We start from the raw sequence: 14,694 nt of genomic DNA, 5'->3' as shown, positions 1-14,694 counted from the left end.
AGCGAGCAGGGCGATGGCCCGGTGGGGACCTTGGGTGCGCCCGAATCCTGGATCAACAACCAGGCTCGGACATGAGGAGGGTGCACCAGTGAGCAGCATCCAGGCGAAACTGGACGTGGTCGGCATCGTCACCGCGGACATGGGCAAGACGCTGGCGTTCTACCGCCTGCTGGGCCTGGCGGTCCCGGCCGACGCGGACTCGCAGCCGCACGTCGAGGTCGCGTTGCCCGGCGGGCTGCGGCTGGCCTTCGACACGCAGCAGACGATCCGCTCGTTCCACCCCGGCTGGCGACCGGGCACCGGGCAGCTGAGCCTGGCGTTCCGGCTCCCGGACGCCGTCGCGGTGGACGCGGCGTACGCGCAGGTCACCGCGGCGGGATACCACGGCGAGCTGGCGCCGTTCGATGCATTCTGGGGCCAGCGCTATGCCATGGTGCGAGATCCGGACGGCAACGGCGTCGCCCTGTTCGCACCGCTGCCGGCCAGCAGCTGACCGAGCGGAACCCCGGCCAGCGCGCGGACCTCGCGGCTCAGATGCGGCTGGTCGGCGTATCCGGTGCGGGCGGCGGCCTCGGCGGCGGGCACCCCGGCGTCGGCGAGCCGCCGGGCCGCGGCGGGGACGAGTTCGGCCAGCGGGACCCGCCGGTCACGCAGGGCCGTGGCGGATGTCGCCAGCAGGCCTGCGGCGCAGATCCATGCAGCCATCGGGCAGGACCCGCTGCAGATGGGTTCCGGCTCCGCCGGGCTGGCGCAACTGCCAGCCGCATTCGACCTCCAGACGCAGCGACGGCGGCGCCGGGATCTCGCGGTACTCGGCCACGCATGCGACCGTATCCGTGAGCCCCGACGCCGCCGAGGGGACGAGCCGGTTCAGCCGGCCCGCAGCACGGCCTGGATCTCGAGGGTGATCTGCACCTTGTCGCTCACGACCATGCCGCCGCCGTCGAGCGGCATCGCGATATCGACCCCGAAGTCGTTGCGGTTGATCGTGGTGGTGGCGGTGAAGCCGGCCCGGGTGCCGCCCCAGGCGTCCGCGCCGAATCCGCCCACCTCGAGGTCGAGGGTGACGGGCTTGGTGACGCCCTTGATGGTCAGCTCGCCGTCGAGGACGTGGTCCTGGCCGTCAGCGCGCACGCCGGTGGAGCGGAACGTCCACTCCGGGTGGTTGGCGACGTCGAAGAAGTCGGCGGATCGGATATGCCCGTCCCGCTGGTCGTTGTTGGTGTCGATCGACGTCGCGTCGATGGTGGCGGTCACGGTCGAGGACCTCAGGTCGTCGCCGGTGACGATCTCACCGCTGAAGGCCCCGAACCGGCCGCGTACCTTGCTCACCATCATGTGCCGGACGGTGAACGAGACGTCGGAGTGAGCCGGGTCGATGTCCCAGGTGCCCGCCACGTAGCCGGGGATCTGGGTGCTGGCGGCTGTGGTCATCGGATCCTCCCCAATGTAGTTGAGCATTCATCTGTTGAGCGCTACACTAGTAGAACAACATTGAGGGTTCAATAATTTCGGAGATGGCATGGATCACACGCGGTGGCTCGATGCGGACGAGCAGCGAACCTGGCGGGCGTTCCTGACCGCCAACCGCCTCGTTCTCGACCGCATCGAGCGCCAGCTGTCGCAGGATTCGGGTATGCCGCTGGCCTACTACGAGATCCTGGTGCGGCTGAGCGAGGCGCCCGGCCACACCCTGCGGATGAGCACGCTGGCCAGCACGGCGCTGTCCTCCCGCAGCCGGCTCTCGCATGCCGTCGCGCGGCTGGAGGAGGCCGGCTGGGTCCGCCGCCGGGCCTGCCCCACCGACCGCCGGGGCGCGCTGGCCGAGCTCACGCCCGAGGGCATGGCGGTCCTGGAGGCCGCAGCGCCGGGGCATGTCGAGAGCGTGCGCGCCACGCTGTTCGACCATCTGAGCCCCGGCCAGCAGGCCGCGTTGCGTGAGATCGTCGAGACGCTGATCGGCGCCCTGTCCGAGACCCCGGAGTGGCCCGCCGCCCAGGACGCCACGTGCGCCACGGACGCCCGCCGGTAGCGCCCGGCCCTGTGACGCAGTTCATCGCGGTCGCGATGCGGTGAGCTCGGGCGCCCGACACACGGGACGCCGCGGTCAGCGGTTCTAGGCTGAACCCCATGCCGTCACATTTCGACGTCGTGGTTCTCGGAGCAGGCCCTGGTGGGTACGTCGCCGCGATCCGGACGGCCCAGCTCGGCCGCAGCGTCGCGATCGTTGAGGAGAAGTACTGGGGCGGGGTGTGCCTGAACGTCGGGTGCATCCCGTCGAAGGCGCTGCTGCGCAACGCCGAGCTCGCCCACCTGGTCACGAAGGAGGCGAAGACCTTCGGCATCTCCGGGGAGGTGTCCTTCGACTTCGGCGTCGCGTTCGACCGCAGCCGGTCCGTCGCCGAGGGCCGGGTCAAGGGTGTGCACTTCCTGATGAAGAAGAACAAGATCACCGAGTTCGACGGGCGCGGCACGTTCCTCGACGCGTCGACGATCGAGGTGGCCCGCGGCGACGGCGGCCGCGAGACGATCACCTTCGACGACGCCATCATCGCCACCGGGGCGGAGACCCGGCTGCTGCCGGGGACGTCGCTGTCCGAGCGCGTGGTCACCTACGAGGAGCAGATCCTCACCCGCGAGCTGCCCCGCAGCGTGATCATCGCGGGTGCGGGCGCGGTCGGCGTCGAGTTCGCCTACATCCTGCACAACTACGGGGTGCAGGTCACGATCGTCGAGTTCCTCGACCGGATGCTGCCGCTGGAGGACGCCGAGGTGTCCACGGAACTGGCGCGGCGCTACAAGCGCTACGGGATCGACGTGTTCACCTCGACGAGGGTCGAGTCGATCAGCGACAGCACGGACTCCGGCGACCAGGTCACGGTGAGCGTGTCGGACGGCAGCGGCGCGACGAGGCAACTTCGGGCCGACAAGGTGCTGCAGGCCATCGGGTTCGTCCCGCGCACCACGGGGTACGGCCTGGAGAACACCGGGGTCGAGCTGACCGACCGCGGCGCGATCCGGATCGACGAGCGCATGCGCACCAACGTCGCGCACCTCTACGCCATCGGCGACGTCACCGCCAAGCTCATGCTGGCCCACGTCGGCGAGGCACAGGGGGTCGTCGCGGCCGAGACCATCGCCGGGGCCGAGACCCACGAGCTCGACTACACGATGATGCCGCGGGCGACGTTCTGCCAGCCGCAGGTCGCGAGCTTCGGCTACACCGAGGAGCAGGCCCGCGAGCTGGCCGACGAGCGGGGCTGGAAGGTCAAGGTCGCCCGGTTCCCGTTCACCGCCAACGGCAAGGCCCAGGGCATGGGGGAGCCGGTCGGGTTCGTCAAGCTGATCAGCGACGAGACCTACGGTGAGCTGCTCGGCGGGCACCTCATCGGGCCCGAGGTCACCGAGCTGCTGCCGGAGCTGACCCTGGCGCAGAAATGGGACCTGACGGCCACCGAGCTGGCCCGCAACGTGCACGCCCACCCCACCCTGGGCGAAGCGGTGCAGGAGGCCATCCACGGCCTGGCCGGACACATGATCAACTTCTGATCCGGCGGCGCGTGAGCGGCCCGGGGAGCGCGGTCGAGCGGATCAGCTCGCGGTCTCGGGGACGACGGGCAGCTCCACACAGTCCGATCCGCAGCCGGTCGGCGAGCCCGCATGGCCGGGGGCCGGGCGATGCAGCACCGCCCGCGTCGGCGCGACGGTCACCTGCCCGTCGCGCTGTTCCGCCGCCCCGTCCACGATCAGCGTGTAGTCGCCGGGATCCGCAGGCGGCCACACCAGGGTGGCCGAAGGACGAGTCTCGAGGTTCGCCCGCGTCGTGCGGCCCGGCTCGGGAACGAGCAGGCGCTCGCCCGTCAGCGTCGGGGTCACGGCGACGACGTGGGCCCGGTCGCCGTCCCGGACGGTCAGCAGGTAGGCGAAGCGGTACTTCGCCAGGGTCTCGGCCAGCTCGTGCAGCGCCACCTCGATGCTCATCCGACCACCGTATCCATCGGCATCGGACGCCGCGTGCGGCGAACATCGGCACCGGGCGGGAGATAGGCTCGACGTCATGGACTCGCACGTCGTCGGGGGCCGGTCTTGACGGCCCGAAGGATCATGGGCACCGAGGTCGAGTACGGGATCTCCGTGCCGGGTGACCCCACCGCCAACCCGGTCATCACCTCAACCCAGATCGTGCTGGCCTACGCCGCCGCGGCCGACATCCCGCGGTCGCGACGCGCCCGTTGGGACTACGAGGTCGAATCGCCGCTGCGCGACGCCCGCGGGTTCGACCTCTCGGCGCCCACGCTTTCCGGCCAGGCCGACTCCGAACTCGACGATCTCGGTGCCGCCAACGTCATTCTCACCAACGGCGCCCGGCTGTATGTCGACCACGCCCATCCGGAGTTCTCCACCCCGGAGGTCACCACCCCGCGCGACGTCGTGATCTGGGACAAGGCGGGGGAGCGGGTGATGGAGGAGGCCGCGGTGCGGTCGGCCACCGTCCCCGGGGCGCCGCGGATCCAGCTCTACAAGAACAACGTCGACGGCAAGGGCGCCAGCTACGGCTCGCATGAGAACTACCTGATGTCGCGCCAGACGACGTTCCCCGCGATCGTCGGGGGGCTGACCCCGTTCTTCGTGTCCCGGCAGGTGATCTGCGGGGCGGGCCGGGTCGGCATCGGGGCCTCGGGCGACGAGGCGGGATACCAGCTCTCCCAGCGCGCCGACTACATCGAGGTCGAGGTGGGGCTGGAGACCACGCTCAAGCGGGGCATCATCAACACCCGCGACGAGCCGCACGCCGACGCCGACAAGTACCGCCGCCTGCACGTCATCATCGGCGACGCGAACATGAGCGAGTACGCCACGCTGATCAAGGTGGGCAGCACGGCCCTGGTCCTCGACATGATCGAGGCGGGTGTCCGGTTCGACGAGCTGCGGATGGCCGAGCCGGTGCGGGCGGTCCACCAGATCAGCCACGATCCGTCCCTTCGGACCACCGTCGAGCTCACCGACGGCCGGAAGGTCACGGCGCTGGAGATCCAGCGGGCCTACTTCGACAAGGCGTGCAAGCACGTCGAGGAGACCCAGGGCGGCGACGTCGACGCCGACACCGCCGAGGTGCTGCAGCTGTGGGGGGAGGTCCTCGACGACCTCGCGCGCGACCCGATGAGCACCACCGACCGGCTCGACTGGCCGGCCAAGCTGCAGCTGTTGGAGGGCTACCGGGAACGCGACGGGCTGGCGTGGAACGCCGGGCGGCTGGCGCTGGTCGACCTGCAGTACAGCGATGTACGAATGGCCAAGGGCCTGTACAACCGGCTCGTCACGCGCGGATCGATGCGGCGGCTCGTCACCGAGGACCAGGTCGTCGCCGCGATGCAGGCCCCGCCGGAGGACACCCGCGCCTACTTCCGGGGCCGCTGCCTGGAGCGGTACCCGACGGAGGTGGCCGCCGCCTCCTGGGACTCGGTGATCTTCGACCTCGGCCGCGAGTCGCTCGTGCGGATCCCGACCCTGGAGCCACTGCGCGGAACCCGGCGCCACGTCGGTGAGCTCATCGACGGCTCGGCGACCGCCGAGGAGCTGGTGGAGGCTCTGACCAGGGGCTGAGCGCGCGGGAGGCGCCGGCGGGACGGGCGCGGGGCCGCGGCGTCCGGTCTCGACCACGCGCATTCCGGCGATCCGCTAGTAGGGTTTGAGCTACCGGACCCCGGTTCGGCACTCAAGGGTGTGTCGGCTGGACCAGGCGCGAGGAGGAAACGGCCATGTCGCAGGAACAGACCAAGCGTCAGGGTGGTGGCGGTGGGGACGAGGAGGACGGTAGCGGCGCGGCCGCCGCCGGCCAGGAGCGACGGGAGAAGCTCGGCGAGGACGTCGACACGATTCTCGACGAGATCGACGACGTGCTCGAGGAGAACGCCGAGGACTTCGTCCGGGCCTACGTCCAGAAGGGCGGCCAGTAGGCCCCACCGCGAGCGGTCCGGCCGGTGCGCTGCGCGCCGGCCGGACCGTCCGCAGTAATGTCCTCCTACCAGTAGCAGTCATCCGGTCCGTCACGGCCGTACGAGGAGAGGTACCCACCTGACCATGGACCCCCGGCCGGTCAACGCAGCCACAGCGGGGCACGGCGGCAACGCCGCCGCGTTCTTCGCGCCGGGCTCGCCCTCGTTCACCGACTTCGTCGCCGCCACGGCGCCGCATCTGCTGCCCGGGCGCTTCGCCGAGGGAATGGCCGTGGGGTCGTCGCAGGCGGGCGCGCTCAACGTGCCGCACGGCACCACGATCGTGGCGCTCGTCTGCTCCGAGGGCGTCGTCATCGCCGGTGACCGGCGGGCGACGATGGGCAATGTCATCGCCCAGCGCGACGTCGAGAAGGTCTTCATCACCGATGCCTACTCTGCGGTGGGTTTTGCGGGAACGGCGGGGATCGGGACGGAACTCGTTCGCCTGTTCGCCGTCGACCTCGAGCACTACGAGAAGATCGAGGGCGTTCCGCTTTCGCTGGACGGCAAGGCCAACAAGCTCGCGGGCATGGTCCGGCAGAACCTCGGGGCGGCGCTGCAGGGCTTCGTGGCGCTCCCACTGTTCGTCGGGTACGACCCGGAGGAGCCCGACCCGGCCAAGGCCGGGCGGATCGTCTCCTTCGATGTGACCGGCAGCCGGGCTGACGAGCAGCTGGCGGGCTACCACGCGATCGGCTCGGGTTCGGTGTTCGCGAAGTCGGCGTTGAAGAAGCGGCACGATGTCGCCGCCGACCTGGCCACGACGCTCCGTAACGCGGTTGAGGCGCTCTATGACGCCGCCGACGACGACACCGCGACGGGTGGGCCCGATGCGACCCGCCGGATCTTCCCGGTCGTTGTCAGCATCACCGGCGCCGAGGGCGCGGTCCGTCGCTCCGAAGAGGAGATCGCCGAGATCGCCGCCGAGGTGCTCGCCGTGCGCGCGGAGAAGCCGGGCGGCTGACGCCGCGGCCCCCGACCGCCGTCCTTCTCATGATCTTGGAGCGTTCCTAAGTGACGATGCCGTTCTACTCCTCCGTCGACCAGCTCCTGCGCGACCGATCGGAGCTGGCACGCAAGGGGATCGCCCGCGGGCGCAGCGTCGTCGTGCTGGCCTACGCGGGCGGTGTGCTGTTCGTTGCGGAGAACCACTCGACCGCCCTGCACAAGGTCTCCGAGATCTACGACCGCATCGGGTTCGCCGCGGTGGGCCGCTACAACGAGTTCGAGAACCTGCGTACCGGCGGCATCCGGCTCGCCGACGTCCGCGGCTACTCCTACGACCGCCGCGACGTCACCGGGCGCTGGCTGGCCAACGCCTACGCGCAGGTCCTCGGCACCTCGTTCATCGAGCAGCAGAAGCCGTTCGAGGTGGAGCTGTGCGTGGCCGAGGTGGGCCCCGAGTCCGCGGCCGACCAGCTCTACCGGATCACCTACGACGGCTCGATCACCGACGAACCGCGGTTCGTCGTCATGGGCGGGCAGACCGAGCCGATCAGCACCAAGCTGAAGGAGATCTACCAGCCGAGGCTGGGGCTCGCCGAGGCCATCGGCGTCGCGGTGGCGGCCCTGCAGACCGCGGGCCCCCCGACCGGCAGTCCCGACGGCGGCCGGGTGCTCGGGGTGAGCGCCCTGGAGGTCGCGGTGCTCGAGCGGGACCGGCCGCGCCGGTCGTTCCGCAGGCTCACCGGCAACGTGCTGCGGGATCTGCTGCCCCCGGAGAACCGCGGCGCCTCGGAAACCGAACCGGAGGTCGGCGGGGACGAGGCCCCGGCCGCCAGCGGCGCCGCACCCGACACCGACGGCGGCCCGGCCGGGTCGACGAACGGCGCCTGAGCACCGCTGCCGCTCCCGTCGAGCCTTGACCTGCACCTGGGTGCAGGTAGCAGGCTCGTGGCATGGCCATCGAGCTCAACCACACCGTTGTCCACTCCCACGATCAGGACGCCGAGGCGCGCTTCGTCGCCGACGTGCTGGGCCTGCCCGGGCCGTCGCGGTTCGGGCCTTTCACCGTCGTCGCCGTCGCCAACGGGGTCAGCCTCGATTTCATGACCACCAGCGAGGTGGCGACCCAGCACTACGCCTTCCTCATCAGCGAGGATGAGTTCGACGCGGTTGCGGCGCGGCTGCGCGACCGCGGGGCGGCGACGTTCGCCGATCCCGCGCACCGCACACCGGGCCACAACACCAACGACGGCGGCCGGGCGATGTACTTCGACTCCCCGTCCGGGCACAACCTGGAGGTGCTGACCCGGCCCTACGGCAGCGGTTCGGGGTGAGCCGCCGAAACCCGCGGGAACCGCGAGCGCCCCGGCAGGTCACCCGCCGGGGTGCTACGCGTAGCTGCGCAACTCCACCCCGTTGCCGTCTGGATCGGTCAGGTAGATACCGCGGCCCTGACCGCGGGCGCCGAACAGGTCCGTCGGCGGGGCCACGCCGTGCCGGTCGGCCAGTGCGGTGAGCTCGGCGAGATCGGCGTCGACGACGAGCGCCAGGTGCTGCATGTTCTGCCCGCTGCGCTCACCCGGCAGCACGTCGATGATCGTCGAATCGGACACCCGCAACGACGCGAACGGCACCTCCCCGCGACGCCACTGCTCCAGCCGCTCCGGGGTCAGGCCCAGAACGTCGCGGTACCAGGCGATCAGCCGCTCGGCGTCGGGGGTGAGGAGCACGATGTGGTCCAGCGCGACAGTCCGCATACGGAATGGGTACCAGGCTCCGGTCCGGCGGGGCCACCGTCCGGCCGCGGGGGTCGAGACCCCTCCGTGATTTGTGAGGTCTGGCACATCTCAACAATTGCGCGGTAGCGTCCTGCTCAGCCAGTGGCGGCCTCTGTGTCCAACGTGGGATGTGATCGCCGGTGCTCCGATCCGATTCGGGACGGCCGATTTCGCGTCGTCGTCTTCTCCAGCTTTCCGCACTCGGGGTGGCCGCCGCGGCCTGCAGCAAGGCCCCGGGGACGGGCGGAGGTGGTGCGGCCCCGCCGCCGCCCGCCGCGGCACCGGAGGTGGTGTTCGGTGATCCCGCGACGAAGCTCTCCGGCGACCTGCGGATCCTGCAGTGGAGCCATTTCGTGCCGGCCTACGACCAGTGGTTCGACCCGTACGTCCAGCAGTGGGGCCAGCACGTCGGGGTGAACGCCTCGGTCGAGCACATCAACTACGCCAATATCGTCCCGCGCACGGCCGCCGAGACCTCGGCGAGCTCCGGGCACGATCTGATCATGTACATCACCGTGCCGTCCGCGCTGGAGCAGAGCCTGGTCGATCTCACCGACATCAACACCGAGGCGCAGAAGCGGCACGGCAAACAGGTCGAGTGGGCCAGGCAGGTCAGCTACAACCCCACGACGAACCAATGGTACGGGTACTGCCACAGCTGGGTACCCGATCCGGGTGACTACCGCAGGAGCCAGTGGGAGAAGGTCGGCATGCCCGATGGGCCACGGACCTACGACGACCTGCTCACCGGCGGCGCCCGCATCAAGAGCGAGCAGGGGGTCCCGCTGGGCATCGGGATGTCCAACGAGATCGACTCGAACATGGCCGCCCGCGCCCTGATCTGGTCGTTCGGCGGGTCGATCCAGGATGCGAACCAGAACGTCGTGCTCAACTCGCCGGAGACGGTGGCGGCCGTCGAGTACATGACCAAGCTCTACAACCAGGCGATGACCAGCACGGTCTTCTCCTGGAACGCGGCCTCCAACAACCAGGGGCTCGCCGCGGGGCAGCTGTCCTACATCCTCAACTCGATCTCCGCCTACCGCACGTCGCAGAAGACCACGCCCGACGTCGCGAACGACATCTTCTTCACCCCCGCGCTCACGGGGCCGGGCGGGGTCGGCCTGGCGAGCGAGCACGTGATCGAGGTCTACATGATCCCGAAGTTCTCCACGAACATCGACGCGGCCAAGGAGTTCCTGCTCAACCTCTCGGCGAACGCCGCGGCCGTGACCTACCACTCCGAGCTGTACAACTTCCCCTCCTATCCCGACACGGTTCCCCAGCTCGACGGCTGGCTGAGCAACGACCCGTTCGGCTCGCAACCGGCGAACAAGCTGGAGGTGCTCAAGAGCTCCTTCGACTGGAGCACGAACCTCGGCCACCCCGGCCCGGCGAACGCCGCCATCGGCGAGATCTTCACGACGTTCGTGCTGCCGCAGATGATGGCCAAGGCCTCGCTCGGTCCGGCGAGATCTACATCGCCGGGCGGCCGATGTCGGACCTGCCGCCCCGCTTCCGCAAGATCGCCATGGTCTTCCAGACCTACGCGCTGTACCCGCACAAGTCGATCCGCGACAACATCGAGTTCCCGCTCAAGGCCGAGAAGCTCGACAAGCAGGAGCGGCGCAAGAAGGTCGAGTGGGCGGCCGGCCTGCTCGGCATCGACCACCTGCTCGGGCGCAAGCCACGCGAGCTCTCCGGGGGCGAGCGGCAGCGGGTGGCGCTGGCCAGGGCGCTGGTCCGGACGCCGAGCGTGTTCCTGCTCGACGAACCGCTGTCCAACCTCGACGCCAAGCTGCGCACCAGCGCCCGCGAGGAGCTCAAGGACTTCCACCAGTGGGTGGGCACCACCACCGTCTACGTCACCCACGACCAGATCGAGGCGATGGGGATGGGGCACCGCATCGCGGTGCTCTCTGAGGGCAGGCTGCGCCAGCTGACCACGCCCGAACAGATCTACCACCATCCGGCCGATACGTTCGTGGCCACCTTCGTCGGCTCGCCACCGATGAACCTGATCACCCGCTCCGACCACCTGCTGGGATTCCGGCCCGAGCGTTTCCTGCCCCGGGAGGCCGTCCCGGAGCGGGCCGGCGACCTGGTCACCGCGTTCGAGGTGCAGCTCGTGGAGAACCTCGGCGCCGAACGGCATCTGGTGGGGGTGGTCCCGCAGCTGGGCGAACAGACCCGGGTCCGGTCCGTCCTGCCCTCCACGGTCACTCGGCCAGGGCGCCGCGATCGCGCTGTTCCTGTTCCCGGTCCTGCTCGCCTTCGCCGTTCTCATCCTGCGCGCGGTCCGCCGGTCGGAGGTGACCTGAGATGGGCCTCGAACCGCGGATCGGCAGGCTCGGCGCCCGGGGCAGGCGGCGCGGGGACGGATCGCGCTCTACCTGGTCGCGGCGCTGTTCGTGGTGTTCGCGGCGGCGCCGTTCGAGGTCACGATCGTCGACGCGCTGAAGGAGGACAGCGAGCTCTACACCTACGGGCTCTCCCCGTTCTGGTTCATCTACCAGCCGACCTTCCAGCACGTGAGCTTCCTGTTCACCGACACCCCGTTCGTCCGGTTCTGCCTGAACACCCTGCTCGTCGGGCTGCTCACGGTCGCGATCACGCTGGCGCTGGCGCTGCCCGCGGCCTACAGCCTGGCCCGGCTGCGGCTGCGCTTCGGCGGCGGGCTGGCGGTCGCGATCTTCCTGGTGTACCTGGTGCCGCCGTCGCTGCTGTTCATCTCGATGTCGCAGGTGGTGGCGTTCCTCGGGCTGCAGGACACCGTGTGGTCGATGGTGGTGATCTACCCGACCGTCACCACCCCGGTGGCGGTGTGGCTGCTGCTCGGCTTCTTCAAGGCGATCCCGGTCGATATCGAGGAGCAGGCGATGGTCGACGGCTACAGCCGCGCCCAGGCCTTCCTGCGCGTGCTGCTGCCGCTGGCCTATCCGGGGATCGTCGCGGTCGTGATCTTCGCGTTCACCCTCGCCGCGGGCGATTTCATCTACGCCCTCGCGTTCGTCTCCGCGTCCGAGGCGAAGACCGTGAGCATCGGCGTGCCGACCGAGCTGGTGCGCGGCGACGTGTTCTTCTGGCAGTCGCTGCTGGCGTCCGTGGTGATCGTCGCGCTGCCGATCGCGGTCGTGTTCAACATGTTCCTCAACCGGTTCATCGCCGGATTCACCCAGGGCTCGGTCAAGGGCTGAGCGACGGCCCCGCACCGCCCGCGGGCGCCTACGATCGGGTACGTGGACAACGGCGACGCAGCGGCGGCGGGCATCGTGCTCGCCGGGGGACGGTCCTCGCGGATGGGCGAGTCGAAGGCCGCCCTGGAGTGGCATGGCAGCACCCTGCTGCACCGCACCGCCGCGCTGCTGGCCCGGACCGTCGCCGGTCCCGTGCTGGTGGTCCGCGCCCCCGGCCAGGAGCTGCCGGGGCTGCCGGCCGGCGTGGAGATCGTCGAGGACCCGGTCGAGGGTCTCGGACCGATGCAGGGTCTCTCCGCCGGCCTCACCGCGGTCGCCGACCGGGTCGCGATCGCGTTCGTCTGCTCGACCGATCTGCCGTTCCTGCATCCGGCGTTCGTGCGCCGGGTGCTGCGCGGCCTCACCGACCCGGAGGTCGATGTGTCGCTGCCGGTGGCGCGCGGATTCCCGCAACCGATGGCCGCCGGCTACCGGACCGCGCTGGCCGAGCTCGCGGGCAAGCTGGTCGCCGACGCCAAGCTGCGGCCGGCCATGTTGTTCGAACGCTGCCGGGTGCGGCGGACCGGGGACGCCGAGCTGCTCGCCGACGCCGAACTGGCCCGGCTCGACCCCGATCTGGACTCGGTGGTCAACGTGAACGCCCCGCAGGACTACGCGACCGCCCGGCAGCGCCCCGCACCGCAGATCACGGTCCAGCGCTACGGGGCGCTGGCCGGTGGCGAGCACGGCCCCCGCGAGGTCCGCGCCGCCACCCTGGGGGCGGCGGCCGCGGCCGCCGGCCTGATCCTCGACCGGCATGTGGTGGCCGCGCTCAACGGCGACCGGATCAGCCGCGACGCCCAGCTGCCGCTGGTGACCGGCGACGTCGTGGCGTTCCTTTCCGCGGACGCCGGGGGCTGAGCGATGTCGGCGGGCGGGTACTTCGGACGGGCGATGGTCGTCGAGCTGACGGGCCGCACGGCGACCGCGAACCCGCTGCCGCTCGACGAGCGGGTGCTGCGGGCCTACCTCGGCGGCGTGGGCCTGGGCACCTGGCTGCTGCACCGGCTGGCGCCCCCCGGCGGCGATCCGCTGGCGTCCGCCGCGCCGCTGGCGTTCGTGTTCTCCCCGCTGGTCGGCACGCCGCTGACCACGAGCGCGAAGTTCGCGGTGGTTGCCAAGTCGCCGCTGACCGGGCTGCTCACCGACGCGCTCGCCTCCAGCCAGTTCGCCATCTCCGGCAAGCTGACCGGGCACGACGCGATCGTGGTCCGCGGCCGGGCGGACGCGCTGTCGGTGCTGCTCATCGACTCCGACGACACCGCCGGGGTTCGGCTCGAACCGGCGCCCGAGCTGGCGGGCCTGCCGGCGGCCGAGACCGAGACCGCGGTCCGCGAACGCTTCGGCCGCGGCTGGCGGACCGCGGCGATCGGGCCCGCGGGCGAGCGGCAGGTCCGCTACGCGACGATCAGCCACGACGGCCGGCACGCCGGCCGCGGCGGGCTCGGGGCGGTGCTCGGGGCGAAGAACATCAAGGCCGTGGCGGTCCGTGCCGGCCGCAAGGTCGCCGTCGCCGATCAGCCCGGCGTCCTGGCCGCCGCGCGCGACCTGCGGGAACGCAGCTTCGGGCCGGCCACCGCCAAGTACCGCGAGCTCGGCACGCTCGCCAACCTGCTCGCCTTCAACGCGGTCAGCACGCTGCCCACCCGCAACTTCACCGCCGCCACCTTCGAAGGCGCGCCGGCTCTTGCCGCCGAACAGCTGCACGAGCTGCGCGGGGTGGCGCGCAACAGCTGCGCGTCGTGCTCCATCGGCTGCGAGCACATCTACACCCGCCGCGGCGGGGGCCGCCAGCGCATGGAGTACGAGAACGTGTTCGCGCTCGGGCCGCTGTGCGGGGTGTCGGAGCCGGACGACGTGTTCGCCGCCAGCGCCCGCTGCGACGAGCTGGGCATCGACACCATCTCCGCGGGCGGCACGATCGCCTGGGCGATGGAATGCGTCGAGCGGGGCCTGCTCGACGCACCCTGGCTGCGGTTCGGCGACGGCGCGGCGCTGCTGCGTACGCTGGAGGCGATCGGGGCCCGCGAACCGGGCCTCGGGGAACTGCTCGCCCAGGGCTCACGGCGGGCCGCGGCCGCCGTCGGACACGGCTCGATCGACTTCGCGCCGCAGGTCAAGGGGCTCGAGCTGCCCGGATACGAGCCGCGTAGCCTGCAGACGATGGCGCTGGGGCTTGCGGTGAACGCGCGCGGTGCCGACCACAACCGCTCCGGCGCCTACGAGGCGGACCTGTCCGGCGAGCTGGACCGGCTCGACGGCGGCGCCGCCCACGTCGCCGCCGCGATCGGCACCGAGGACCGGGCCGCGGTCATGGACTCCATGATCTTGTGCAAGTTCCTGCGCGGGGTCTTCACCGAGCCCTTCGCCGAATGGGCCGCGCTGCTTTCCACGGTCACCGGCTGGGATGTCGACGAGCCCGAGCTGCGGGCGACCGCCCGGCGGATCGTGCTGGCCAAACGGGTGTTCAACGCGCGGGAGGGCGCGACCGCGGCCGACGACACCCTGCCGCCACGGATGTTGGACACCCCGCTGCGGCTGGGGTCCGGGCGCGTCGCGGCGCTCACCCGCGAGCGGCTGGTGACCATGGTGGCCGGCTACTACGCGGCCCGCGGTCTCGACGCCGAGGGCAACCCCCGGCCCGAGGACGTCGCCGGCCTGCTCCTCGATGGCTGACAGGCACTCGCCCACACACGCACCGTGGCGCCGGCACCCCCGACCCGACGCCGGTGGCGAGGT

The 14,694-nt window shown here is 70.9% G+C and carries 16 protein-coding genes and 2 pseudogenes; 13 read left to right on the top strand and 5 right to left on the bottom strand.

Features of this window, described 5'->3' with window-relative positions; genetic code table 11:
* Positions 1 to 88: 88 nt before the first annotated feature.
* Positions 89 to 493, top strand: a complete 405-nt coding sequence (locus G567_RS0122345; RefSeq protein ID WP_342662937.1) for a VOC family protein — start codon at positions 89 to 91, stop codon at positions 491 to 493.
* On the opposite strand, the gene G567_RS35710 is transcribed toward G567_RS0122345, so the two are convergent.
* Genes G567_RS35710 through G567_RS0122335 form a run of 3 tightly spaced genes read right to left on the bottom strand, consistent with a single transcriptional unit; the run spans position 424 to position 1,434 of the window.
* Positions 424 to 705 (bottom strand): hypothetical protein, encoded by a 282-nt coding sequence (locus G567_RS35710; protein WP_028931720.1) that lies wholly within the window; start codon positions 703 to 705, stop codon positions 424 to 426. The two genes, G567_RS0122345 and G567_RS35710, sit on opposite strands and share 70 nt — an antisense overlap.
* Positions 647 to 820, bottom strand: coding sequence for a DUF6597 domain-containing transcriptional factor (locus G567_RS34520; protein ID WP_154667177.1), 174 nt, complete (start codon positions 818 to 820; stop codon positions 647 to 649). Before G567_RS34520 ends, G567_RS35710 begins: the two co-directional genes overlap by 59 nt.
* Positions 821 to 870: 50 nt before the next feature.
* Positions 871 to 1,434 carry a YceI family protein gene (locus G567_RS0122335; protein ID WP_028931719.1) on the bottom strand — a complete coding sequence of 188 codons (564 nt, stop codon included), beginning with the start codon at positions 1,432 to 1,434 and terminating at the stop codon, positions 871 to 873.
* 88 nt (positions 1,435 to 1,522) lie between these two features.
* Between G567_RS0122335 and G567_RS0122330 the strand changes: the two genes are divergently transcribed.
* Both G567_RS0122330 and lpdA read left to right on the top strand, forming a co-directional pair.
* Positions 1,523 to 2,032: a MarR family winged helix-turn-helix transcriptional regulator gene (locus G567_RS0122330; protein ID WP_028931718.1), complete on the top strand. Its 510-nt coding sequence runs from the start codon at positions 1,523 to 1,525 to the stop codon at positions 2,030 to 2,032.
* Between the two features lie 98 nt (positions 2,033 to 2,130).
* Positions 2,131 to 3,549 carry a dihydrolipoyl dehydrogenase gene (lpdA, locus tag G567_RS0122325; protein WP_028931717.1) on the top strand — a complete coding sequence of 473 codons (1,419 nt, stop codon included), beginning with the start codon at positions 2,131 to 2,133 and terminating at the stop codon, positions 3,547 to 3,549.
* 42 nt (positions 3,550 to 3,591) lie between these two features.
* Here the strand turns inward: lpdA and G567_RS0122320 are convergent, their stop codons facing one another.
* Positions 3,592 to 3,981, bottom strand: coding sequence for a hypothetical protein (locus G567_RS0122320; RefSeq protein ID WP_028931716.1), 390 nt, complete (start codon positions 3,979 to 3,981; stop codon positions 3,592 to 3,594).
* A 123-nt stretch (positions 3,982 to 4,104) separates the two neighbouring features.
* Between G567_RS0122320 and dop the strand changes: the two genes are divergently transcribed.
* The 5 genes from dop to G567_RS0122295 all read left to right on the top strand — a co-directional run bounded on the left by dop (position 4,105) and on the right by G567_RS0122295 (position 8,275).
* The gene (gene dop, locus G567_RS0122315) at positions 4,105 to 5,604 is read left to right on the top strand and encodes a depupylase/deamidase Dop (protein ID WP_037057876.1); all 1,500 of its coding nucleotides are present in this window, start codon (positions 4,105 to 4,107) and stop codon (positions 5,602 to 5,604) included.
* A gap of 155 nt (positions 5,605 to 5,759) precedes the next feature.
* Positions 5,760 to 5,957: a ubiquitin-like protein Pup gene (locus tag G567_RS0122310; RefSeq protein WP_028931714.1), complete on the top strand. Its 198-nt coding sequence runs from the start codon at positions 5,760 to 5,762 to the stop codon at positions 5,955 to 5,957.
* Positions 5,958 to 6,081: 124 nt separating this feature from the next.
* Complete coding sequence (gene prcB / locus G567_RS0122305) at positions 6,082 to 6,960, top strand: proteasome subunit beta (RefSeq protein ID WP_028931713.1); 879 nt, start codon at positions 6,082 to 6,084, stop codon at positions 6,958 to 6,960.
* A 50-nt stretch (positions 6,961 to 7,010) separates the two neighbouring features.
* A complete protein-coding gene (gene prcA, locus G567_RS0122300; RefSeq protein ID WP_028931712.1) occupies positions 7,011 to 7,832 on the top strand; it encodes a proteasome subunit alpha in 822 nt (273 codons plus the stop codon).
* A 62-nt stretch (positions 7,833 to 7,894) separates the two neighbouring features.
* Positions 7,895 to 8,275, top strand: a complete 381-nt coding sequence (locus G567_RS0122295) for a VOC family protein (protein ID WP_028931711.1) — start codon at positions 7,895 to 7,897, stop codon at positions 8,273 to 8,275.
* Positions 8,276 to 8,329: 54 nt separating this feature from the next.
* Here G567_RS0122295 and G567_RS0122290 read toward each other — a convergent pair whose 3' ends face one another.
* Positions 8,330 to 8,698: a VOC family protein gene (locus G567_RS0122290; protein WP_028931710.1), complete on the bottom strand. Its 369-nt coding sequence runs from the start codon at positions 8,696 to 8,698 to the stop codon at positions 8,330 to 8,332.
* 161 nt (positions 8,699 to 8,859) lie between these two features.
* Here G567_RS0122290 and G567_RS36395 point away from each other — a divergent pair.
* The 5 genes and pseudogenes from G567_RS36395 to G567_RS0122270 all read left to right on the top strand — a co-directional run.
* Positions 8,860 to 10,017: pseudogene (locus tag G567_RS36395) on the top strand (ABC transporter substrate-binding protein); the annotation flags it as partial.
* A gap of 197 nt (positions 10,018 to 10,214) precedes the next feature.
* Positions 10,215 to 10,439: pseudogene (locus G567_RS36390) on the top strand (ATP-binding cassette domain-containing protein); the annotation flags it as partial.
* Positions 10,440 to 11,130: 691 nt separating this feature from the next.
* Entirely contained in the window at positions 11,131 to 11,916 is a 786-nt protein-coding gene (locus tag G567_RS0122280; RefSeq protein WP_245585754.1) for a carbohydrate ABC transporter permease, read from the top strand.
* Between the two features lie 42 nt (positions 11,917 to 11,958).
* On the top strand, positions 11,959 to 12,816 hold the full coding sequence (gene mobA / locus G567_RS32435; RefSeq protein WP_211224027.1) for a molybdenum cofactor guanylyltransferase: 858 nt from the start codon (positions 11,959 to 11,961) through the stop codon (positions 12,814 to 12,816).
* A 3-nt stretch (positions 12,817 to 12,819) separates the two neighbouring features.
* Positions 12,820 to 14,631 (top strand): aldehyde ferredoxin oxidoreductase family protein, encoded by a 1,812-nt coding sequence (locus G567_RS0122270; RefSeq protein WP_028931707.1) that lies wholly within the window; start codon positions 12,820 to 12,822, stop codon positions 14,629 to 14,631.
* The last annotated feature ends 63 nt before the right edge of the window (positions 14,632 to 14,694 follow it).

It is taken from the genome of Pseudonocardia asaccharolytica DSM 44247 = NBRC 16224 (genome assembly GCF_000423625.1).
Taxonomy (GTDB): domain Bacteria; phylum Actinomycetota; class Actinomycetes; order Mycobacteriales; family Pseudonocardiaceae; genus Pseudonocardia; species Pseudonocardia asaccharolytica.
This window is presented reverse-complemented; position numbering and strand designations above follow the sequence as displayed.

Coding starts and splice junctions, on each gene's coding strand:
- lpdA (WP_028931717.1), top strand. CDS start 2,131: ATGCCGTCACATTTCGACGTCGTGGTTCTCGGAGCAGGCCCTGGTGGG.
- G567_RS0122330 (WP_028931718.1), top strand. CDS start 1,523: ATGGATCACACGCGGTGGCTCGATGCGGACGAGCAGCGAACCTGGCGG.
- dop (WP_037057876.1), top strand. CDS start 4,105: ATGGGCACCGAGGTCGAGTACGGGATCTCCGTGCCGGGTGACCCCACC.
- G567_RS35710 (WP_028931720.1), bottom strand. CDS start 705: ATGGCTGCATGGATCTGCGCCGCAGGCCTGCTGGCGACATCCGCCACG.
- G567_RS0122290 (WP_028931710.1), bottom strand. CDS start 8,698: ATGCGGACTGTCGCGCTGGACCACATCGTGCTCCTCACCCCCGACGCC.
- G567_RS0122270 (WP_028931707.1), top strand. CDS start 12,820: ATGTCGGCGGGCGGGTACTTCGGACGGGCGATGGTCGTCGAGCTGACG.
- prcB (WP_028931713.1), top strand. CDS start 6,082: ATGGACCCCCGGCCGGTCAACGCAGCCACAGCGGGGCACGGCGGCAAC.
- G567_RS0122310 (WP_028931714.1), top strand. CDS start 5,760: ATGTCGCAGGAACAGACCAAGCGTCAGGGTGGTGGCGGTGGGGACGAG.
- G567_RS0122320 (WP_028931716.1), bottom strand. CDS start 3,981: ATGAGCATCGAGGTGGCGCTGCACGAGCTGGCCGAGACCCTGGCGAAG.
- G567_RS0122295 (WP_028931711.1), top strand. CDS start 7,895: ATGGCCATCGAGCTCAACCACACCGTTGTCCACTCCCACGATCAGGAC.
- G567_RS0122335 (WP_028931719.1), bottom strand. CDS start 1,434: ATGACCACAGCCGCCAGCACCCAGATCCCCGGCTACGTGGCGGGCACC.